Raw genomic sequence first — 20,917 nt, forward strand, 5'->3', positions numbered from 1 at the left:
CCTTAATTCGAAACGAATTCAACGCTGACTGAATGAGAGTGAATGATGGACAGCAAATTGGACAAACAAGATTCAAAACAATCAACCCCAGCGGTTGGTGAGTGGACGCCTGAACAGCCGGAGTATTCTGGTATTGCCGGAATCTGGCCCAAGGTAAGGAGTCGGCTTGATCAAATTGGCAGAGATGACACGGGCCTCGATGCAACGCCGCGGCGTATTTTCGAAAAACGTGAGCATGAGCCCCGTTACGCGCTGCTCAATGATACGGAAACCAAATCTGAAAATCGTTACGGGCAAAAAATCGACTTGCTGGATTTGACTCGGCAACCGTCGGGCAAACCCATGTTTATCAACGAAAACCCGGTAATTGGGGAGAACCCCAACCGGAATAAACAACATGGTTTCCATTTCACCGCAGACAACTGTATTGGTTGCCATGCTTGTGAAGCGGCCTGTAGTGAAAAGAATGAAAACCCAGCCCATATCGCGTTCCGCTCGGTTGGCTATGTTGAGGGGGGGAGTTATCCGGATTACAAGCGGATGAATATTTCCATGGCTTGTAATCACTGTGATAACCCGGTATGTCTTAAGGGGTGTCCGACCAAAGCGTATACCAAACATACGGAATACGGTGCGGTGCTGCAGGATCCGGATACCTGTTTCGGGTGCGGATATTGTACTTGGGTTTGCCCCTATAATGCCCCTCAACTCGACCCGGTAAAAGGCCAGGTTTCCAAGTGTAATATGTGTGTTGACCGATTAGAGGTTGGCCTTAAACCGGCGTGTGTCTCGGCTTGTTTGGGGAATGCTCTGAACTTTGGCGTGATCGAGAACACACCGGAAAATCGTGAACAGGTGAAGGCGGCTATTCCTGGTTTTCCAACCCCGGACATTACTCATCCAAACATTCGCTTCCAACAAAAAAATTCCATGCCGAACGAAGTGGTACGTACTGATTCGATGCCGATCAAATATCACAAAACCGAGGATGGTGATTTTCGCTCTGTCGTAGATGAAAAAGAAGGCAAAGATACATTCTGGAATATCAAGCGCTTGAGCTCTCGCGAGAACCCATTGGTGATTTTTACACTGGTGACGCAAGGTATTATTGGCGCATTTCTGATCGGGGCTGTCGCACCCTGGTTTGGTTTTGAGAGCTTCTCGGCAGTTTCGGAAAGCGGCAGTTGGCTACCGCTATTGTTTACAATGGTTGTGTTGCAAGCCGCAGTGCTTGTTCTTTCGACCTTGCACTTGGGCAAACCGCTCCGTTTTTACCGTGGTTTCAATAACCTCCGCTATTCTCCACTCAGTCGTGAAGCACTGGGTATCGCTGTGTTTTTTGCGGGACTGGCGGGATATACCTTTTTTGAGTTGATGCACAGTTGGCTGGATTGGGGGCTCTTTGCCTTCGGCACCGGTGTTTCTGCTTTCGTCGCACTGGTCTCCGGTCTGGTTGGCCTGTATTTTATGCACTGTATCTACCGCATACCGGCCCGTCCGTTCTGGAACCATTGGCAGGTGCTGACATCATTTTTTGGCACCATGTTCAGTCTGGGTGGCGTTCTGGTTGCGCTTTTTGTTGTGTTGCCGATGGCCTGGCAGGGCGAGGAAATCAATGGGGTACTTACGGCTTGTGCCGCCGTAACCTGTTTGGGGCTGGTTGCTGAGGGTGTTGGTTTGTGGCGCCATGCGGCTTATTTGAACACGGAATCGGGTGAGGGTGCTGCATCACACTATGTCCAATGCACAACTTTTGGTAAAACCTACTGGTTACGCAACGTGCTGATGGCTGTTGCCGCCTCCGGAATGGCTCTAATTGCGATGACTGGTTGGGAGAGTGCTTTGGCAGCAGCGGCTTTTGTTCTGTTGGCAATGTGTGCCGTAGTGGCCTTACTGATTGGGCGGGCATTGTTTTATGTACTTGTAATACCGACCACAATGCCTGGTGCATTCTTCTGGAAAAACAAAGGGTTCGAAGAGCATGCCCGGGATGTTGGTCTGGCGGACATGCCCCAAGTTGGTGTGGTCGCAAATGTTCATTGATTAAGCGCCTTTTTGATTGCTCTCAAAGCCGATACGGATGATATCCGTATCGGCTTTTTCTTTGTAACAGAGTTATGCAGATTGTTGGTATTTCGGCTATTATTTGTGGGTATTGGTTCGAAAAAAGACTCACGTAACGAATAGCGTGCAGTATGGTTCCCATCGCTATCAATCCGGCCTGATTTCATGCAAATACCGACTACTTTTATTTTACCCGCCCGCCTGCAGAGCCTGTCGATTATGCAAATCGTCATGTTCTGGATGCTATTGATTTTATCTATCGGTGCAGGTGCAAAAGAAACATTATCTGAAGTCGAAACAAAAACGGCATTTATCTATCGCTTTATTGAACACACAACGTGGCCCGAGGAAGCCCGTCTCGATACGATTCGAGTGGGGTTTTATGGACGGGACGAGGCATTGTTTGATGAGTTTCAGAGTGTCGTTGGTAGCCTTAGTGTTCGTGGTAAAGCCATAACGTTACACCGGGTAGACTCTATTCTTCAGGCGCGTCCCATGCAGGTCGTTATCGTTTCAAAAGAAGAAACGGTGCACTTGGAAGACATTTCATCGTATCTGGTTAAAACCGGCACCTTGGTCATATCTGATGGCGCGATCAATAAAAATCTGGTGATGATTAATTTCACATACCATGATAACAAGCATTTATCTTTTGAAGTGAACAAGAGCAATATCGTTTACGAAGGTTTAACGATATCGAACGATGTTTTGCTTTATGGTGGAACGGAAATCGAAGTGGCTACGTTGTACAAGGAAATTGAATATTCGCTCCGTAAGATAAAAGATCAGTTACAAGCGCAGAAAAAAGAGCTGGCACTTCATATCGAAGAGATAAACAGGCAAGAGCTGGATATCATCGGGCAGAAAGCAGAAATAGAGCGTTACAAGAAAGATATCGATTCGGCTAATGCATTGTTGTCTCAAAAAGCAAACCAGTTGCAACAGCGCCAGGCCATGTTGACGCAGGCTGAAGCCGACCTGCAACAAAAGAATAGCGCGCTCCGCAACAAAGCCCGCGAGTTGAGTGCAGCTGAAGAATTGGTGCTGGAAAAAAATACTGAGCTGGAAATTAAAGAGATCGCTCTGCAGCATGTCGAGGATGAACTGGGTAGTAGCAAGCGTAATCTGTCCGAACGAGATAAAGCTCTGAAAATCAAAGAGCTGGAAGTTAGACAGCTTGAAAAAAGCATTGAAAAAAATGTTGGTATTTTACAGGCCTTACAAAAAAATATCGAACAAAAAGAGGGCTTGCTCAAGCAAACCAGTCAACAGGTTGAAGATCAAAGTCATACTATTACATCTCAGCGAAATGTCATCGTAATTGCGCTCATCGCATTATTGTGTGTATCTATTGCCATAATTCTGAAGCAGAAAGCGGCGCTTAAACGCGAACGGAAGTTGCTTGAAATTGAGGAGCAGCTGGTGAGCGCACAGAAAGACTCAATAAAAGCCTATGAATCCAGTCTCAAGCTAAAAAATGATTTCTTGACGGCCATTAATCATGAACTCCGTACCCCGATGAATGGCATTAAAGGCGCAATTGAGACGGTGGAACTGGACAGCATGGACAGTATGCGAACGGCGCTGGATATGATCGATCGCAGTTCTCTGGAAATGATGCGCTTGATTACGGATATTCTCGATTACACCGAAATTCAGTCAAACCAGATGGTCGTTCAGGTGGAGAATGTCAATATTCAAACGATGTTCAAGTCGGTCAAATCCAGTATCGAGAAACGCTGTGAACTTAAAGATTTGAAGCTGATCTGGATTGAGAAGGAAATTCCGGGTTGGTTGCGGATCGACTCTCGTAAGGTCGAGAATGTCATTGAGAAATTGCTGGATAATGCAGTGAAATTTACCCAGCACGGCGAGGTCAGGTTCATCGCGAGTTGCGACACATCGGTTCAACCCTGGCAGTTAGTGTGTATGGTTGAGGATACCGGGCCTGGAATTGAAGTGGAGTATCAGGGCAAAATTTTTGATGCGTTTCAGCAGCGTGAATCAGGATTTGATCGAAACTACAGCGGCTTGGGGATCGGCCTATCAATTTGCAAAGAGCTGCTGCTGCAAATTGGGGGGGATATCAAAGTAGAGTCTGATGGCCACAAAGGAAGTCGATTTACGGTCTGTTTCAATGTTAAAGAAGGAACACCCATGCTGGTGGATCCGGAACAGGTCGTGGACACGTCTCTTCCAGTTCTGATCGTGGAAGATAATCCGGTTAATCAAAAAATACTGCAAAAGATGCTCACCAAGTTAGGCTTTGATTCGATTTTGGCAAACAATGGTGATGAGGCCTTGAAGCTTTTACGCCTGCATGATGTTTGTTTGGTGCTGATGGATTTACAGATGCCGGTAATGGATGGGTTTACTTGTACTCAGGAAATTCGAGCCAAGAAAGACTATCAGCGTGACATTCCCGTTATTGCGGTGACAGCAAACCTTACTGACGTTACAGCAGCACAATGTTTGACGTGTGGTATGAACGCTTATCTGGGTAAGCCTGTGAAACTTGATACGCTGCGCAGCACAATAGCAGAACACCTGGCGGTTTCAGATATTAAACTGGTGGCGCACCAGGATTGAAATTGTCCATAATGAGCCAACTTTCTGCCAGGTCCCCAAGTGAAAAGCTGCCCATGGAGCGAAATATGCCCATCCACTGGCAAATCGACCGCAGAAAGGGTCGAAGTATTTCGGGGCATAGCGGTTCTATAAACGGACTTTGAATCGCAAACCTGCAGTTCGCGGATTTCCGGGAACAATAAAGGAGTTTTCAAGGGAGACGCCGTTCAGAACGCGTTCATCTGTTAGATTCTGGGCCCAAATTGAGGCTTCAAGCCAATCATACTGATAACCAATATAAGCATTTAGCAGGGTGTAATCGGGATTCTTTGATTCCGGGTCATTGGTCACCGAGAAGTACATGTCTCCGCGGTAGATCGCTTCACTGTGGAGAATAAGCTTGCCGACCGGGAGCGCGTAGTGATATTGAGCTGCGACGCGGCCTGTGTATTCAGGAGCACGAATAAGTCGATTACCATTGCAGCTGATGCCTCCAGGCCCACATCGCTCGAAGTCGTCATAGCTGGCGTCGGTATAACCAAAACTGGTCCAGAGCGTCAGTGGTGTAATCGGCCGTGCTTTTAACTCGATCTCTACACCCTTGCTGGTGGCGGCAGCAACGTTGGTAAACTTGCTGCGTTGAGTCTCAACATTGTAAGTGGTGGACTGTAAATCCTTGTAGTCCATGTAGAACAAGGCCGTGTTGAGCTGCAGTTTGTTGTTCAGTCCCAGCCATTTCACACCCAGTTCATAGTTGGTGACATATTCTGATCCGAATTTCAGGTCATCTGTGCTGCTGACCAGCAAGGTTGACCATCCGCCACTTTTAAACGCCCGACTTGCTTTGAGGTAAGTGGCCAACTGGTCGTTAACTTTGAATTTCAAGCCAAATTCGGGTGAAAAATTCTTTTCCGAAATCTCATCATGAAAACCATTAACGTCTGCATAAATGGTGTTGAGGGGAAAGTCTGGGAATTGTGAGTAGTCGAAGGTTTTCTTTTCAATGGTATAGCGGCCACCAGCAATCAGTGTCCAGCGCTCACTGAGTTTGAAACTGGAATTTGCAAACACAGCGTAACTGGTCGTATCCAGTACCATGTCATTCAAAATTTGTGAGACACCTGCAGGGTGGTCTAAACCTGTAAACGCATTATGCTCACTCTTGGTTCGGGCATCGTAGAAGAATAGCCCGGCAACATAATTAAACCGGTCTTCCTGTGGTGATGCCAGTCGAATTTCGGCACTTAGCTGTTCCATTTCGTCATGGAAATCGGTAAAGGCTTCGTCGAGTGGGGATTCGCCAAAATCGCCGGTTACATCGATATCAGATTGGCGGTAACCCAAGACTGTTGTTAGCTTGTAGTGCGTTGCAATATCGTAGTCAATGTTCAGGCCTACGCCGGAAACTTCTCGGTCTTCAGTTTCGGGTTCATTGAAGGCGACTTGAAAATCCCCGGATACATACCCCGGATGCGCCGGTTGCCCAGGTACCAAAATCGCCTCACCAAAGGATATGTCACGGTCTTCCCACAAACCGTCAGCGGTAATTTTAACTTTGAGTTTGTCGGTAGGTGTTGACAGAACATACAGCTGTAAGCCCCGTGAGTTTTCGTTGTTGACATTCTCATCACGGTAAGTGTTATACATGTAGCCTTCATCCCGAAGGCCAAAACCGCGTATTTTTATATACAACTTATCATCGATTATGGGGCTGTTGAGCATCGCCGTAACCCTTCGGCGTTCAAACTCCCCTGTAGTGAGATCAACCTTGCTTTTGAATTTCTTGCCGGGTTCAGCGGTCACGAGATTGATTGCACCGGCAATCGAGTTTTTGCCATAGAGTGTGCCCTGTGGGCCCCTCAGAATTTCGACCCGTTCGACGTCGATGAGATCCGGGTTCGCGGAGGTTTCCCGCCCCATATAGACACCATCGATATAGATGCTGACCGAAGATTCGAACGCGGGCTGGTCGAAAGTTGACTGAATACCCCGGATTACAAAATCAGGACGACCATTTACGTAGGGGCCTGTCACAATCATATTTGGAGCAAGGTGTTGCGTGTCTCGCAAGCGGTGCACACCGGCATCGTCCAAGTCTTGCTGGGTCAAGGTGGTGATCGATATCGGTACGTCGAGCAAATTTTCTTCGCGGCGCTGGGAGGTCACCACAACCTTCAATAAGTCTCCGAGTGATAGATTTAAATAGTCTGGTCGCCTTGAATCTGATGTCTCTGCTTTAGCGTTTAAAGTCACGGCGAGGGACAACGGAAGCGCGACTTTTATCGACAAGGCCAGACAGGATTTCAATACTGCTTGTGCATCATACATGCGATTGCTCTGAATCCAGATTCGGGAAGTTGTACTTGAATATAGAAAAGGCTAACTGTTTATGCAAAACAAAAATCATGAACAGTGGTCAATAAGTCTATGGTCACCTTATAATTGTCACTTTTTAACATTTTGGCGGTGGCGTATTATGGCAATCAATTGGTATCCGGGGCACATGCACAAGGCGAAGAAGGAGATTCGGGAGGTGCTGACCCAAGTCGATGTCCTGATTGAGTTGCTGGATGCGCGCATTCCTTTCAGTAGTGGTAATCCAATGGTACCAGGGCTGAGGGAAGATAAACCCATGCTGAAAATACTGAACAAGAGTGATTTGGCAGATCCAGATGCGACCCGGCACTGGCTCGCTCATTTAAACCAGGAGGCTGGGACAAAAGCGGTTGCGTTGTCTCAGAAGCAGGCTGGAAGTACGAATGACATTCTGAAACATTGTCAGTCCATGGTTGCAACCCGTGGTACCGCAGAAAAACCATTGCGAGTCCTCATATTAGGTATACCTAATGTAGGCAAGTCCACATTGATCAATAATCTCGCTGGGCGCGTGATCGCAAAAACCGGCAATGAGCCAGCCGTAACTAAAACACAGCAACGTATCAAAATCACAGATAGCATCACGCTTTTTGATACTCCGGGTTTTTTATGGCCCAAGCTTGAGCCGGAAGCGTCGGGGTATCGATTAGCCGCAACTGGGGCGGTCAAGAATACGATCTATGAAGCGGAAGACGTTGCCTTGTTTGCGGCTGAGTATCTTCTGGAACAATATGGCCTGGCCCTGCAGAACCGTTATGAACTGGGCAGCCTGCCGGCGACAGGAATTGAATTGTTGGATGCTATAGCAGCTCGTCGGGGGTGCTTACGCAAGGGCGGATTAGCCGATTTGAATAAAGTGTCAAACCTGTTCCTGAATGAACTCAGAGAAGGGGCCCTTGGCGGCATTACATTGGAAACACCAGAGCTTGTTGCGCGAGAAGGCGCTGAGCTGGAAGTTCAAAAACAGGTGGCTGCAGAGAAAAAAGCGGCCAGAAAAGCCGGGGCGCGGAATAAAAGTGGCCGCGCACCGCGAAAATGAAATCCTATTCCAGAGTGATTCGCTCGGACGCAGGATAACACGTGCAGGGGTAAATCACTTTGCCAATCTGGTTGCCGGAAACACAGCCTTCGCTAATCTGTGTTCGACAGGTACCACACATACCCGAGCGGCAGCCATGCTCCAGATGAATGCCGTGATTTTCCGCTATTTCAAGCAGGGTTTTACCTTGATCGGCCTCTGTCATCTGGACGGTTTGCCCCAGCTTATTGAAGCGAATTTCAGCGAGGACATCGCTGTTTTCCTGCTCATCGCCAGGGGCCGGTGCGACAAAGTTGAAACGTTCGATATTCAGTTGATCAAAATTGAATTTGATCTCTTCCAGAAGATTGATAACTTTGTCCATGAAAGGTGGTGGGCCGCAAAGATAGACGGTTCTTTCATGAATGTCAGGAAAGGCTTTCAATAGCGCGCCCGAAGTTAGGTCAAAGGGCTTTTCGTAATATTGCTGGTCGAGGGAATTCGCGACAGTGATGTGGCGTTTGATGTGTGCCGGCCAGCGCTTCATTTGTTGTTCATACACCAAATCGGTTGTACGTTTGAAAATTGCATAGACCTCAATATCAACTTGATCCTGATTCTGGATGGCGTCAACAATCGAGTAGCAGGGTGTAATACCAACCCCGGCGGACAAGAACAGACATTTCTCCTGGCCTTGATAAATAAACTGACCTTCAGGATCAGAGCATTTCAGTATGGTGCCGATTTTGGCATGTTTGTGCAGCCAGTTTGATACCGCACCTTCGTGGCAACGTTTAACCGTAATCGTGAAAGTACCGTCTTTCCGGATGCTTGAAATGCTGTAATAGCGGGTCAACGGTTCCGGTGCCGAGGGGACTTCGATTTTCAGGTGCTGGCCTGGCAGCGCGCCGTTCATATGCTGATTCGGGCGTAATACGAAGGTTTTTACTGCGTGATTTTCCCGGTGAATGGCAACAATCTGGACTTTCTTCTGGTAGGTCCAAAGGAAGGGATTAACGCGTCTTGTCACCTCATTCATGGTATTGCTTGTGACGTATTCAATCAGTTCAGTTGGCACAAAACGGGTTGCCAGAGCACTGAAGCTCGAAAAATTTTCCTGGGCCAGGAGTGAACTAAGCTTTCGCATCAGCGGTTCCTCCAATGAGTCCATTAGCAACTGTTCCGTTATGGCCTGCAACGTTTTGTTCATTGCCGCGCGCACCATTCCCACTGCCATTTGTACCCGGGAATGAATACTTCCAGAATACCCCCATATAATTGCGAATGGCTCGATACCAGGATGGATTCAGTTTGTAATCGATACCGTGCCGCTTGCAGATATCCTTGACTTCGATTGCCATATCCGGATAGCGGTGAGACGGCACATCCGGGTAAAGGTGATGTTCGATTTGATAGTTCAGATGGCCCCATAGTATGGACATCCGGCGTGAACCTTTGAAGTTTACAGATGAGTCCAGTTGGGTCAGATACCAGTGTCCCTTGTTCTTGACTGCATCTTCCGGTTGCAGGGGTTCAGTCAGGTGTGTTGCCTGAATGGTCAATGCGATCCAGTAATTGTTAAGTGCATCTACAATCAGGTTTGCCAGAAATACTTTCCAGAATGAATAACCGGTGATCAATGCCATAACCGGGAAAGCAATATATTCTTTGATCCAGACCCGCAGGACAGATTTCCAATGGCGCTTTTGCAGATCTCGTGGGCTTTCGTTTTCCGGGTTTTTATAGGTTGCATATCCCTGATTGCCCAACGGGAAACGCTTTTCCCGAAACTCGTCATTTTTGCCCAGGTTTTGGGAATTGAAATTGTACAGAATGACCGGGTAGACAAATAGCAAGTAAATGGGCAGCTGGAAGTAGTGCCATTTATTGTGAGGTGTTTGATCATTAACCCGGAGGAAACCATGATTCAGGTCGGGGTCTTGCTCGAATACATTGGTGTAGACATGGTGTATGCCGTTGTGTTCTTCCCGCCATGCTTTCTCGTCCACCGGGGCTTTCCAGCGAAAGTTGCGGCTGTGGAACTGCGGGATATTTTCAAATGAATCATACTGGCCATGCAATACGTTATGACCAATTTCGATGGATTCGATATTTCGGTGTAACCACAGAAAAAAAACGCCAAGAGTTAACGCAATCGGAGCGGGGGTGAACCAGATTATCCCTCGACCGATGGCTTCAAATATCCGGGAAAAACGGCGCAGTCGCTTGATATAGCGAACATCTTTCTCTCCCAGGTCATCGATGTGTTTTTGTTTGATCTGATTTAAGTCAGCTTCAAGTGCACCATAATCTATGGTCGGGCTATTCGCATTTGTCATGTGTGATTCCGACTAACAAGTGTCTCTGATCCAGCGGCTTTTCCCCGATGTGGAGCATGTGCCGTAAAATGGCGCACAGTCTACTACAAACCGGGCAAAATTGCCCTTCGATCTGGCCCAATAACAAGGCATTTTTTGTAAATCTGGATTACTATTTATTAACACTTGCAAGTCGGTATGTGGCACGTTCTTGCAACGATTTCAGTCTCATCTGTTGAGGACGAGAGATAATCCCGGCCCCCAGCTTCACACCAGATAGTGGAATAGATCTGACTCTTCATTCAAATACTGGTACTGTAGCTTTTTTTGCCCCATATTTGTCATCAACGCTGACAGGTTGTCCCGATTTAATACCTCAATTCCGATTAGTGCAGGTGCCTGGGCACGGCTGTTCTTCTTGGTGTAGGCAAAGTGGGTAATATTGTCATCCGGTCCGAGCACCTCCACCACAAATTCCTTCAATGCCCCTGCACGCTGGGGAAAGTTGACAATAAAGTAGTGCTTAAGCCCCTCGTGCAGCAGGGAGCGTTCCTTTATCTCCTCGGTGCGGGTGATGTCGTTGTTGCCACCGCTCAAAACACAAACGACGGTTTTTCCCTCAATTTGATCCTTGAGCGATTCCAACGCTGCAATGCTCAGGGCTCCTGCCGGTTCTGCAACAATGGCTTCTTCATTGTAGAGTGAGAGTATTGTGGAGCAGACTTGTCCTTCCGGAACGGCAATGACTTCGTCCAGCAGTTGTTGACAGACTCTGAATGTATTTTCCCCGACCCGTCTGACTGCTGCGCCATCAACAAAGGTGTCAATTTCATCCAGTGTGAGATTTTGTCCTGCTTCCAGAGAGGCCTTCATCGCTGCTGCACCACTGGGTTCAACCCCCACGAGCCGGGTTGCTGGAGACAAGGCCCGGAAGCAGGAGGACACGCCGGATGCCAAACCGCCACCGCCAACAGGCATTACCATCAGATCAATCGGAGTGTCGATATCCTCGAGAATTTCGAGTCCAACGGTGCCTTGACCCTCCATCACTTTATGGTCATCAAAAGGGTGAATAAACGCAGCTTCATTTTGTTCGCCGAATAATCGTGCCTGCTGATAGGCGTCGTCGAATGTGTCACCAATCAATACAATTTTTACCGATGACTTACCGTAGTTTTCCACTTGCCGCACTTTCTGTTGCGGTGTTGGAACCGGCATGAAGATGGTTCCCTGAACACCCAGTTTACGGCACGCATAGGCGACGCCCTGGGCGTGATTGCCCGCACTTGCGCAAACCACCCCACGTGCCAGTTCTGCATCAGACAGGCTCCGCATCTTGTTGTAAGCGCCGCGAAGCTTGTATGAACGCACCACCTGCAGGTCTTCCCGTTTGATGTAGATATTTGCGTTGTAGCGCTCGCTGAGGTTGTGATTTTTCAACAGCGGTGTGCGCACCGCGATATTTTTGAGCCGTTGTGCGGCTTCTTGTATGGCAGTCAGTGTTACGGTGTCATCCTGCACTGACAGGGCTGGTTCAGCGTTCATTGTGGTATCCCGTTTGGTATTCAGCTAGAGCAAAACAATAAGGCAAAAAAAAACCCGCCAGCTGGCGGGTTTTTGCGAATTCTGAAAGACACAGATTAACCCACCACGCTCCGGGAGATGATGATCATAATAATCTGTTGATCTTTTGCGTAAATATTCATAGGGTTCATCATTCAGTATTTTGTGGTTGCTGTCAAATAAGATTTCACGTTCCATGATACGAACGGTGTTTTTTGTGCGCCAGGGCATGCCCTGGGCAGGGTTATTCAGGAGGAATCGGTGTCAAATCGTCAGTATGATCTTGTGATTTTTGGTGCGACCAGTTTTGTCGGGCAAATTCTGTGTCGCTATATGGTGAATTTTCAGGGAGCAGGCTCCACCGTTAACTGGGCCATTGCCGGTCGCTCTCAGTCCAAACTGGACACATTAAAAAAAGAGTTGGGTACAAAAGCAGAGAATCTACCGGTTATTGTTGCAGATGCTGCCGATGAGATGGCGTTGAAGGCCATGTGTGATCAGGCTAGAGTGATTATCTCCACCGTGGGCCCCTATGCCTTATATGGCGAACCACTGGTCAAAGTCTGTGCGGAATCTGGCACAGACTATTGTGATCTCACTGGCGAAGTGCAATGGATCAAGCGTATGCTGGATCGTTATGAAAGCACTGCTCAGTCTTCAGGTGCACGGATTGTGCATTGCTGCGGGTTTGACTCCATCCCCTCTGACTTGGGGGTGTTTTTTCTTCAGCAGCAGGCCCAAACACAGTTCGGTGCTGATTGTGTCAACGTTAAAATGCGAGTCAAGGCACTTCGGGGGGAGTTCTCCGGAGGCACGGTTGCCAGTATTATCAATGTGACCAAGGAGGTCGTCGCGGATCCAGCATTACGTAAAGACCTTGCCAATCCTTATTTGATCTGTCCAGCCGATTCGGGCGCTAAAGTGCGTCAGAAGAATGTAACGCTGGCGACCTACGATTCTGATTTTGATGCCTGGAGTGCTCCGTTTGTAATGTCCGCTATCAATACCCGGGTGGTACTGCGTTCCAACGCGCTGAACGGCCAGATTGATGGTTTTCAATATGATGAGGCAATGCTTACTGGAAAAGGGGCAAAAGGCTGGACAATGGCACAAGGCGTCACTTTGGGGCTCGGCGGTTTTGTCGCGGGAGCAGCCTTGAAGCCGACACGCTGGTTACTGGAAAAATATGTCGTTCCAGCGCCTGGAGAGGGCCCGAGCCGTGAGTCCCAGGAAAAGGGCTTTTATGATCTTCGTTTCAAGGGCACGACCCGTGATGGACAATCTCTGCAAGTAAAAGTCACCGGTGACCGGGATCCGGGCTATGGCTCAACGGCGAAAATGCTCGCCCAGGCAGGGTTGTGTCTGGCTTTTGATTTAAATGGAGGCGAGCGTCAAGGTGGATTCTGGACGCCATCGACGTTGCTTGGCGAAGCCTTGCTCTCGCGTCTGGAGAAACATGCGGGCTTAACTTTCGAGCGGGTTTAGGGCGTTAAAATTCCAGCGTCTCATTTGTTTGCTGGTGGTCTTGTTGCTTAAGGCTGTCTTGCCTTTCACTATTCGAGTGATCAGGTGCAGGCGCAGGATTGTGCTCAAACCAATCTTCCGGACCGACTTCGGAGTCGAAGAAATCTTCCAGTTTCGCTTCGTTCTCAGGCTGTGCTTCAGTATGGTTCAATTTCAGGCGAAGCTGGTTCTGCTGTGCGCTGTAGTCCAGCATCATACGATATCCCGCCGGATAAGGGCCAAAAAAAGACGGGGGATCTGAGAACTCGCAGTCTCCCCAACAATAACGAACAGGGTACTTTTTGGCTAGCTCAATCCGTGCTGGTACGGCTTTCAAGTCAAAGGGTTGTGCGCTGTAGGTTAGATCCAGAGTGGGTGATCCGTATTTACTGAATAACTTGCCAAATATTTTCAATAAATTGTTGGCTGTAAAGCCCGCAGTTTCAAGTTGGTAGGTAATATCCTGGCAGTTATAGGTGACTCTGGAGGTTTCTCTTTTAGTTGGAAACTCCAGCGTGACCCGGATAGGGTGGTTTTCAATTTGCCTATCCTGAAATTCTGCCAGAATTCCAGGGTTGCCAGGCGATACTTGCTGTGGGTTTTTGATATGCAGTTCGGGCTTGATCAACCTTACGGCAGGAAAAGACATACCCAGCTGAATATCCAGAATATCGTAGCTGGCAATGTTGCCGGGTTCCAGGGGCCGTTTCTGACTTATCGCTGTTCTGGCTTCGGATTCGAGTGACTGCTTGAGTTGAGCGTATTTTGCGGTACTGTCTCGATAGCCTTTGATCATGTCGTAAATCAGCAGCGCCTGATCCCGAGCAATCGGGTCTCCATATGAGGTTCTGGCATTTGCATCGGCAAGAATGCAGTCCAGTTTGGCGGTATAGCGCAGAAAATTGGCATAGCTCCACTTATTACGGCGAAGCTTTTCTTTGTCTTTATAGTCGGCACGTTGAGAACGGTCGGCCAATTCTGTCAGTATCCTGAATACTCTGTCCCGAAACGGGAATTCGGTCAGTGCCTGATCAATGCTTTGGATAAGCGTCTTTTTCTGAGCGCATACCTGGCCGTATAGTTGATCGATAAATTCATCAGTGGATGCCAGCGTGCCCAGCAATCGCAGATTGAATAAATCAACCGTGGCGATATTTTCTTTTTGGAGTGTGGTTTCTGCTTCCTCAATGATTTTTAGTGAGCGAAGGTGTTCGCGATCCGGGCTTGCTGACGCTTTCGCTGCGACGAGAGTTGGTGGCAGCGTCATCATGGGCAGGAGAATGAGGGGAATGAACAGAAACAACTGCAATTTGGTTCGAACGGGATCTGAGGCGTTCGACTTGCGCTGATGTAAAAGAAATGTCGTTCTCATGGTTTGGCTTCGTGTGAAACACTCTCCTGCCAAAGTATAGCTGATCCTCATGCGAGAATCGTTGAAGTTGGTTATACTGCTGCTCCTAATGGAAACCCACAGATTGCGTGATTGAGGATAGTGCATGGCGTCGAAATTGAAAGATAAACCCCTTTGGCATCCGTTTCTTTGGCCGACATGGATTGTAGTGTTTATTCTATTTTGTCTCTCTTTATTGCCGATGACGACCAAACAGAAGCTCGGAGCAAAAATAGGCCGTTTGGCTTACCGGAAAATGCGTTCCCGACGTCGAGTAACCGAGAAGAATATTGCCGCCTGTTTTCCGGATTTATCGCTCGCGGAACGGGATGAGCTGGTTGAGGCTGCGTTTATTGCGACGGGGCGAGGCTTTCTGGAGTCTATCCACGCCTGGTGGCGCGATCTCGACCCCTACATTCGCAACTTGAAAATCACCGGTATTGAAAACCTGGAAGAAGCGAAACGAAGGGGCAAAGGGGTTTTGTTAATTGGCGGACATTACTCGATTTTTGATTTTGCATTGCCTTTGATTGCCAGTTTACTCGATAAACCCGGCTATGTTTATCGGCCCAATGATAATCCGGTAATCGAGTACATGATTGAGCGGGGTCGTCGTCGACACTTCGGCATTTCACCGTTCACCAAGTATCAGTTAAAACAAATGGCAGAGCACATTGAGAAAGGGGGGGCGGTATGGTACGCATGTGACCAGGACTTCGGCCGTAAAAGTACGTTGTTTGTTCCTTTTTTTGGTGTAGACGCCGGCTGTATCACGATGCCGAGCCATATCGCGCGAACAACCGGGGCTACTGTAATGTGTGTCAGCCATATCCGGCATCCTGACGGGCAATACGAGATTGGCTTCTCGCCGGTATTGGATAGCTTTGGTGAGGATGAAGCTGCAGATGCCAAGGCCTGGAATGACTATTTAGAAACGTGGGTCCGAAAATATCCCGACCAGTATCTCTGGATGCATAAACGATTTAAAACCCGTCCCGAGGGCGCTTCCTCAATTTATTGAGGCATACCGGATTCCAGACAGGAATCCGGATCAATTTCGCTGGATAGCTCTTCAGCTTACTTGGGTTGCAGTCTGACTGCGCTATCCAGGCGGATGGTCTCACCATTCATGATCGAGTTCTCGGCAATGTGTTTGGCGAGTGCACCAAATTCACTCGGCTTGCCAAGTCGTGACGGGAAGGGAAGTCCGGCTGCAAGTGCATCCTGAATCTCTTGCGGGAAGGATTCCATCATAGGGGTCTTGAACAGTCCCGGTGCAATGGTATTCACGCGAATCCCAAAGCGGGCCAGTTCCCGTGCTGCCGGCAGGGTCATCGCAACCACGCCGCCTTTGGAGGCAGAGTAAGCCGCCTGGCCGATCTGACCCTCGAATGCCGCGATGGAGGCGGTATTGATGATTACACCTCGCTCGCCATCTTCATTCGGTGCGCGATGTTGCATTTGATCCGCTGCCAGGCGCAGGATGTTGAAACTACCGATCAGATTGACGTTGATGGTTTTGCTGAACAGCGCCAGATCCATGGGGCCTTCTTTACCGAGTATCCGGCCAGCCGTACCGATACCGGCGCAGTTGAGCGCGACACCGCACGGGCCGAACTTTTCGAGCGATTGTTGCAGTGCTGCATCGGCACTATCGGCATCGGCGACATTGCAGGAAATGGCCAAACCGCCAAGCTCTTCTGCAAGAGCCTGGGCTTTTTCGATTTGCAGGTCAAGTAAGGTGACTTTTGCACCGGCTGCCGCGAATACGCGGGCCGCACCTTCGCCCAGTCCTGATGCTCCGCCGGTGATAATTACGGGAACGCCCTGTAATTCCATTCTATTTCTCCTGAATTTGAGAATTTTTGTTATTCACGCCAACTGCGCTTTTCAATTGGGCATTTTGAGTAAACTGGCGATGGAAATGCAATGATTTTCCCGGCCACGAAAATAGGCGAGAAACGCCACACTCAGGGGGCGATTGCAGGGGGCCGTCGCGGGGGCTGAGGCCCTAGCGCATCAACAGTGCTGCCGGGTGCGTCAGAGCTGGGTGGGTGAACAAACGGCCTTGTGTTGAGCCATGCGCCATCAGGTAGGCGGGAAGTTGATAACGCACGCGATGCTGGTAGCGGTAGCATCGTAAAGCCTGATGGAGTGTTTTCGGGTTGGCAGTGCGATTCTTTAGCGGTTTGGCCACGCACTTTGCCAACAGCTCTGCAGAGCTGAATGCCCAACTGCAACCGATACCCGTGAGGGGGTCGGCACTGAGGTACGCATCACCGATCAACGCCATGCCCTGTATGGTGTAAGGCCGGTACACTGTATCGGTATGCTTGGCAACTATTGGCGCCGTCAGACGTGTACCCAATGACATGTGCTGTTTGACATGTTGTTCGGCAGTGTGCAGGAACTGTTGTTCGTAAGACTGTTTCGGATTTATGGTTCCTTTGCCGCCGATTTTATCCTCGGTCAGGTAGCAACTCACCAACGTTTTCGCACCGTTTGGAAAGGCCGCGATGTAGGTTTGGCCTTTATCGAGCACCCAGATTTTACTGGCATTCGGCTTTGCCGGTGGTCTATTCTCAAGCTGATTCTCAAGTCGGGTATCCTGGCTATTATAGTAGGCGAACAAGGCAACGCGCCCATTGTAATGGGTGATACTTCGAATATTTGCCAGTCTGGCCAGGCTGGATTGCTTGCCATCTGCACCTACAGTCAATGGTGCAGACAACCCCAGGACTTGCTGCTGTTTGTTTTTAATACGAACCCCGGCAATGTCGCCGTGCTCATTCCGAAGGAGTTCATTCAGCGTAAAGCCCTGAAAATAGGACACGCCCGGACTATTGATCGCACGCTCGCGGATTAGCGGATCAATCAGTCGACGTTCAATATTTGCCATGCTGTATCGTTTTCGGGGCGGATATTGGAGTCGGGGCCCTGCTGCGATTGCGATGTCCAGACGGGTAAGTTGGCCACCGGCTTGGAGCAGCTTTTCCAGAAGCCCCATGGATCGTAAACATTCCACTGCGCCGGGATGAAGCAGATGGCTGCACATTCGCTTATAGCTGGCGGGAGATTCCCGTCGTTCCACCAGTGCAATAGATAAGCCCTGATCGGATAGCAGGGTAGCCAGGTGGCAGCCGGCGATGCTGGCACCAATGACGATAACGTCGAATTCAAGTGTTGTATTCATCTTGTTGGGTTAGACCAGGAATCTTGACCCGTATAGAGTAAAGCATAATGTTGACGGTGTAAATATTGACAAGCAGGGTCAGCTCGGTCAACTCAAAAGCATGAATCGGTTCACATCTCGTTACGCTGCATTTCACACTTGCCGTTTTTAACAAGAATTGCTCCTTTTTTAACAATGACTAATTTTCGCAAAAGCAGCTTAATGCGTTCAGTAGCAATGATTCGGTATTGCGCAAAGCCTCGCTAGGGAAGGGGCTTGAGGAAACAATGCTCGGAATCTGATTCCGGTAAAACAAAACACGCTGTTCTGTTTTTATGCATTTTACTCACGCTGACAATCCGAATGTTGTTATTGCTGGAGAGGATCGCCAATCCGGCGAGCGAATAAATAAAAAACACAAAACGGTATTCCGCAAGGAGAATAAGAGATGAAAGGTCTGAAAAAAGTTGCATTACTGGCTGCAATCACCGCAGCATCCTCAGCACAAGCCGAACTGGTCGCAATGGACGACTCTGCATTGAGCGCAACCACCGGTCAGGCGGGTATCACAATTGATATCAACGCTGCAGAGGTATCCATTGGTGAGATCGCATATCAAGATGAAGGCTTTTTGGCGATTCAGGATTTGGTGTTGACCGGTAGTACTGATGCATTTGGAAGTGGTGCTGGTGACGGTATTTTGAATAATATTCGAATGGAAATAGATGTAGCCGGTGCTGCGGACTTAACACCAGGTAATCCTACGGATCCTGATAGTTTTCGACTTGGTAATGACTATCTCGTCCAGGCCGCTGGTATACTAACTGGTAGCCAAATTTCTAATCATAATTATGCGCGCCCAACTATTGGTAACGGCGATTTGGTTATTTCAATCAAATCAATCAATCTGATCGGTGGCATTCAGACTGTCGATTACGGTTTACAGATTGGTTCTGTTAAGTTGGGTGACTCCAATCAAACGATTGGTCAAATTGATGGCACCGAGCTCATCTCTGACCTCAATTTGGCCGGTTTCCTCGGTCCTGTGGATATCGTGGTTCATAATAGTGATGACGGTGTAAATATCTCTGCATATTTCAACGCTGAGGGATCTTTAAACCTTCCATTTATGAACGTATCGACTGAGTTTACCATTCATAATAGCCGTGGTGACACGGTTGTTGCTATTGGTGCAGTGGATGAAGGTCACTCATTGGCGCATGTTCAGATGAATGTTTCTCGTGGTACTCAAGGTCTTGCGTTTGATTTGCAAAATTTTGAAGCTGATATTGACTTGAACAACATCACTATGGGGGCCTCTCCTTCGATCGGTGATTTGTATATTACCGACCTTCACATGACAGCTCAGACGGAAATTTACGGTCACTAAGTTTGACCAAGACGTTGAGCTTGTCCTGAGTAAAAAGTCACCCTCGTTGGTGGCTTTTTCATAAAAAATAACAATGTATATTCAAGTTAGTTGAATCCGCAGAGACAGTAATTTTTTGTAACAAGTCGCAGGCTAGATTTGCGCGTTGATTGCAGAAGTCTGTATTTTTCTGTTCATTCTAAGTTTTAAACATGGAGTCAAGAAATGGAATTTAAAAAAATTGCCCACATTTTAGTTGCTTATTCAATTGCTGGTTCCGCCTTCGCGGCGACAGCCACTTTTCACCCCATTTACAGTATTGAAAATAATTCAGATTTACCATTTATACCTCCAGAGATCAGTAATTTTGGCCAAATGCCTTTTGGGCAAGCGATTTGGAGTCCTGAAGGTACAACTGATTTAAATAGTGCTGCTTTGCAAATATCCGCAGATGGAGAGCGTGTTCTTGTTCGCGAAGGAATAATCGACAACGGGATATTGATCCCATTAGCATTACCTGAAGATGGTATGAATTTCGTTAGTAATGGAATGTCTGATGACGGGAGTGTGAGAACTGGTGGGAAGCATTCCAATTCATATCAGTTATGGACAGCTGATTCCGGATACTTACCTCAATATACTGGAAAATATTTGGATCTGAGTGAAAATGGAAGATACATTATCACGAAGTCTGAATTTCTCGACCTTTCAACGGGTATAACCACTAATCTTTCAACAGAGTGGGACATTGAGGCTGTTGCAGTTAATTCAGATGGTATTGTAGTTGGTCAGAACGACACAGAAGCCGTTATGTGGAAAAATGGGCAAGTTACTGGACTAGGTTTTATTGTGCCGCAAACACGCAGTAAGGCATATGCAATTTCTGAAAATGGTAAAATTGTAGTCGGAAGATCTAATACCAATGACCCTGATCCATCGTTGTCGAGAGCTTATAAAAACAATCCTGAGTCCTGGCACATTCAGGAGGCGGTGATTTGGGATGAAGTACATGGTATGCGAAGTTTGGAAGAGCTGTTGGCAACAGAATACAATGTTGACCTGCAAGGCTGGCGATTGGCAAATGCAACTACCATCTCATCAGATGGATCTCATATCGCAGGCATAGGTTTGGACGCTGATGGTAATTTGGGTACTTGGATGGTCCGTCTGGTCGATGAATGTTCCGAGCTGAGTTGGTAAGTTTAACAATGGTGTGGGGTGGTCTCTCTATGAGGGCCATCGCCACTTCAATTTTGTGCAGTAAAGATATCACGAGAAGACCAGAAGGCTTTCACTATCGCTCTACAGCATTGATTGTTTGTTAGTCCTACTTCGAAATCTCTCGTGATATGCCCGTTTTCCCTGAAAGGGAAATTGAATATAGCCGGTGGTTTTAACCACCGGTATGTGGCTCGCAGGGGGGATTCTCAACCGGTGGTTTTAACCACCGGTATGTGGCTCACAGACGTTTTGATTCTCAACCGGTGGTTTCACCTTCGGTATGTGGCTCGCAGAGGTTTTGATTCGCAACCGGTGGTTTCACCTTCGGTACGTGGCTCCCAGGTGTTGTGTTCCC

At 48.2% G+C, this 20,917-nt stretch carries 14 protein-coding genes; 7 read left to right on the forward strand and 7 right to left on the reverse strand.

Going from position 1 to position 20,917, the window contains the following annotated elements; translation table 11 throughout:
* The first annotated feature begins 42 nt into the window (after positions 1-42).
* Together OLMES_RS05430 and OLMES_RS05435 are read left to right on the forward strand one after the other, a co-directional pair.
* Positions 43-2,043 (forward strand): DmsC/YnfH family molybdoenzyme membrane anchor subunit, encoded by a 2,001-nt coding sequence (locus OLMES_RS05430; protein WP_198343228.1) that lies wholly within the window; start codon positions 43-45, stop codon positions 2,041-2,043.
* A 186-nt stretch (positions 2,044-2,229) separates the two neighbouring features.
* Positions 2,230-4,653, forward strand: a complete 2,424-nt coding sequence (locus tag OLMES_RS05435; protein ID WP_087460323.1) for a YfiR/HmsC family protein — start codon at positions 2,230-2,232, stop codon at positions 4,651-4,653.
* A 126-nt stretch (positions 4,654-4,779) separates the two neighbouring features.
* Here the strand turns inward: OLMES_RS05435 and OLMES_RS05440 are convergent, their stop codons facing one another.
* Positions 4,780-6,960 carry a TonB-dependent receptor gene (locus OLMES_RS05440; RefSeq protein ID WP_087460324.1) on the reverse strand — a complete coding sequence of 727 codons (2,181 nt, stop codon included), beginning with the start codon at positions 6,958-6,960 and terminating at the stop codon, positions 4,780-4,782.
* A 148-nt stretch (positions 6,961-7,108) separates the two neighbouring features.
* On the opposite strand from OLMES_RS05440, the gene ylqF reads away from it, so the two are divergent.
* Complete coding sequence (ylqF, locus tag OLMES_RS05445; protein ID WP_087460325.1) at positions 7,109-8,047, forward strand: ribosome biogenesis GTPase YlqF; 939 nt, start codon at positions 7,109-7,111, stop codon at positions 8,045-8,047.
* 4 nt (positions 8,048-8,051) lie between these two features.
* Here ylqF and OLMES_RS05450 read toward each other — a convergent pair whose 3' ends face one another.
* The 3 genes from OLMES_RS05450 to ilvA form a co-directional block, all read right to left on the reverse strand.
* The gene (locus tag OLMES_RS05450; RefSeq protein ID WP_198343229.1) at positions 8,052-9,173 is read right to left on the reverse strand and encodes an FAD-binding oxidoreductase; all 1,122 of its coding nucleotides are present in this window, start codon (positions 9,171-9,173) and stop codon (positions 8,052-8,054) included.
* Entirely contained in the window at positions 9,160-10,365 is a 1,206-nt protein-coding gene (locus OLMES_RS05455; RefSeq protein ID WP_087460327.1) for a fatty acid desaturase family protein, read from the reverse strand. Before OLMES_RS05455 ends, OLMES_RS05450 begins: the two co-directional genes overlap by 14 nt.
* A gap of 246 nt (positions 10,366-10,611) precedes the next feature.
* Positions 10,612-11,889, reverse strand: a complete 1,278-nt coding sequence (gene ilvA / locus OLMES_RS05460; RefSeq protein WP_087460328.1) for a threonine ammonia-lyase IlvA — start codon at positions 11,887-11,889, stop codon at positions 10,612-10,614.
* A gap of 279 nt (positions 11,890-12,168) precedes the next feature.
* Here ilvA and OLMES_RS05470 point away from each other — a divergent pair, with 279 nt between their 5' ends.
* Positions 12,169-13,392 carry a saccharopine dehydrogenase family protein gene (locus tag OLMES_RS05470; RefSeq protein WP_198343230.1) on the forward strand — a complete coding sequence of 408 codons (1,224 nt, stop codon included), beginning with the start codon at positions 12,169-12,171 and terminating at the stop codon, positions 13,390-13,392.
* A 4-nt stretch (positions 13,393-13,396) separates the two neighbouring features.
* Here the strand turns inward: OLMES_RS05470 and OLMES_RS05475 are convergent, their stop codons facing one another.
* On the reverse strand, positions 13,397-14,782 hold the full coding sequence (locus OLMES_RS05475) for a hypothetical protein (RefSeq protein ID WP_087460331.1): 1,386 nt from the start codon (positions 14,780-14,782) through the stop codon (positions 13,397-13,399).
* A gap of 124 nt (positions 14,783-14,906) precedes the next feature.
* Here OLMES_RS05475 and OLMES_RS05480 point away from each other — a divergent pair, with 124 nt between their 5' ends.
* Complete coding sequence (locus OLMES_RS05480) at positions 14,907-15,821, forward strand: lysophospholipid acyltransferase family protein (RefSeq protein ID WP_087460332.1); 915 nt, start codon at positions 14,907-14,909, stop codon at positions 15,819-15,821.
* A gap of 56 nt (positions 15,822-15,877) precedes the next feature.
* On the opposite strand, the gene OLMES_RS05485 is transcribed toward OLMES_RS05480, so the two are convergent.
* Together OLMES_RS05485 and OLMES_RS05490 are read right to left on the reverse strand one after the other, a co-directional pair.
* Positions 15,878-16,639, reverse strand: a complete 762-nt coding sequence (locus tag OLMES_RS05485; RefSeq protein ID WP_087460333.1) for an SDR family NAD(P)-dependent oxidoreductase — start codon at positions 16,637-16,639, stop codon at positions 15,878-15,880.
* 172 nt (positions 16,640-16,811) lie between these two features.
* Positions 16,812-17,993 carry an NAD(P)/FAD-dependent oxidoreductase gene (locus OLMES_RS05490; RefSeq protein WP_087460334.1) on the reverse strand — a complete coding sequence of 394 codons (1,182 nt, stop codon included), beginning with the start codon at positions 17,991-17,993 and terminating at the stop codon, positions 16,812-16,814.
* A gap of 427 nt (positions 17,994-18,420) precedes the next feature.
* Between OLMES_RS05490 and OLMES_RS05495 the strand changes: the two genes are divergently transcribed.
* Positions 18,421-19,362, forward strand: a complete 942-nt coding sequence (locus OLMES_RS05495) for a DUF6160 family protein (protein ID WP_087460335.1) — start codon at positions 18,421-18,423, stop codon at positions 19,360-19,362.
* A gap of 204 nt (positions 19,363-19,566) precedes the next feature.
* Positions 19,567-20,541 carry a hypothetical protein gene (locus OLMES_RS05500; protein WP_087460336.1) on the forward strand — a complete coding sequence of 325 codons (975 nt, stop codon included), beginning with the start codon at positions 19,567-19,569 and terminating at the stop codon, positions 20,539-20,541.
* Positions 20,542-20,917: the final 376 nt, after the last annotated feature.

Origin of the sequence: Oleiphilus messinensis (genome assembly GCF_002162375.1) — a bacterium.
GTDB classification, from domain to species: Bacteria; Pseudomonadota; Gammaproteobacteria; order Pseudomonadales; family Oleiphilaceae; genus Oleiphilus; species Oleiphilus messinensis.

Coding starts and splice junctions, on each gene's coding strand:
- OLMES_RS05500 (WP_087460336.1), top strand. CDS start 19,567: ATGGAATTTAAAAAAATTGCCCACATTTTAGTTGCTTATTCAATTGCT.
- OLMES_RS05495 (WP_087460335.1), top strand. CDS start 18,421: ATGAAAGGTCTGAAAAAAGTTGCATTACTGGCTGCAATCACCGCAGCA.
- OLMES_RS05455 (WP_087460327.1), bottom strand. CDS start 10,365: ATGACAAATGCGAATAGCCCGACCATAGATTATGGTGCACTTGAAGCT.
- OLMES_RS05485 (WP_087460333.1), bottom strand. CDS start 16,639: ATGGAATTACAGGGCGTTCCCGTAATTATCACCGGCGGAGCATCAGGA.
- OLMES_RS05435 (WP_087460323.1), top strand. CDS start 2,230: ATGCAAATACCGACTACTTTTATTTTACCCGCCCGCCTGCAGAGCCTG.
- OLMES_RS05475 (WP_087460331.1), bottom strand. CDS start 14,782: ATGAGAACGACATTTCTTTTACATCAGCGCAAGTCGAACGCCTCAGAT.
- OLMES_RS05490 (WP_087460334.1), bottom strand. CDS start 17,993: ATGAATACAACACTTGAATTCGACGTTATCGTCATTGGTGCCAGCATC.
- OLMES_RS05440 (WP_087460324.1), bottom strand. CDS start 6,960: ATGTATGATGCACAAGCAGTATTGAAATCCTGTCTGGCCTTGTCGATA.
- OLMES_RS05450 (WP_198343229.1), bottom strand. CDS start 9,173: ATGCGAAAGCTTAGTTCACTCCTGGCCCAGGAAAATTTTTCGAGCTTC.
- ilvA (WP_087460328.1), bottom strand. CDS start 11,889: ATGAACGCTGAACCAGCCCTGTCAGTGCAGGATGACACCGTAACACTG.
- ylqF (WP_087460325.1), top strand. CDS start 7,109: ATGGCAATCAATTGGTATCCGGGGCACATGCACAAGGCGAAGAAGGAG.
- OLMES_RS05480 (WP_087460332.1), top strand. CDS start 14,907: ATGGCGTCGAAATTGAAAGATAAACCCCTTTGGCATCCGTTTCTTTGG.
- OLMES_RS05430 (WP_198343228.1), top strand. CDS start 43: ATGATGGACAGCAAATTGGACAAACAAGATTCAAAACAATCAACCCCA.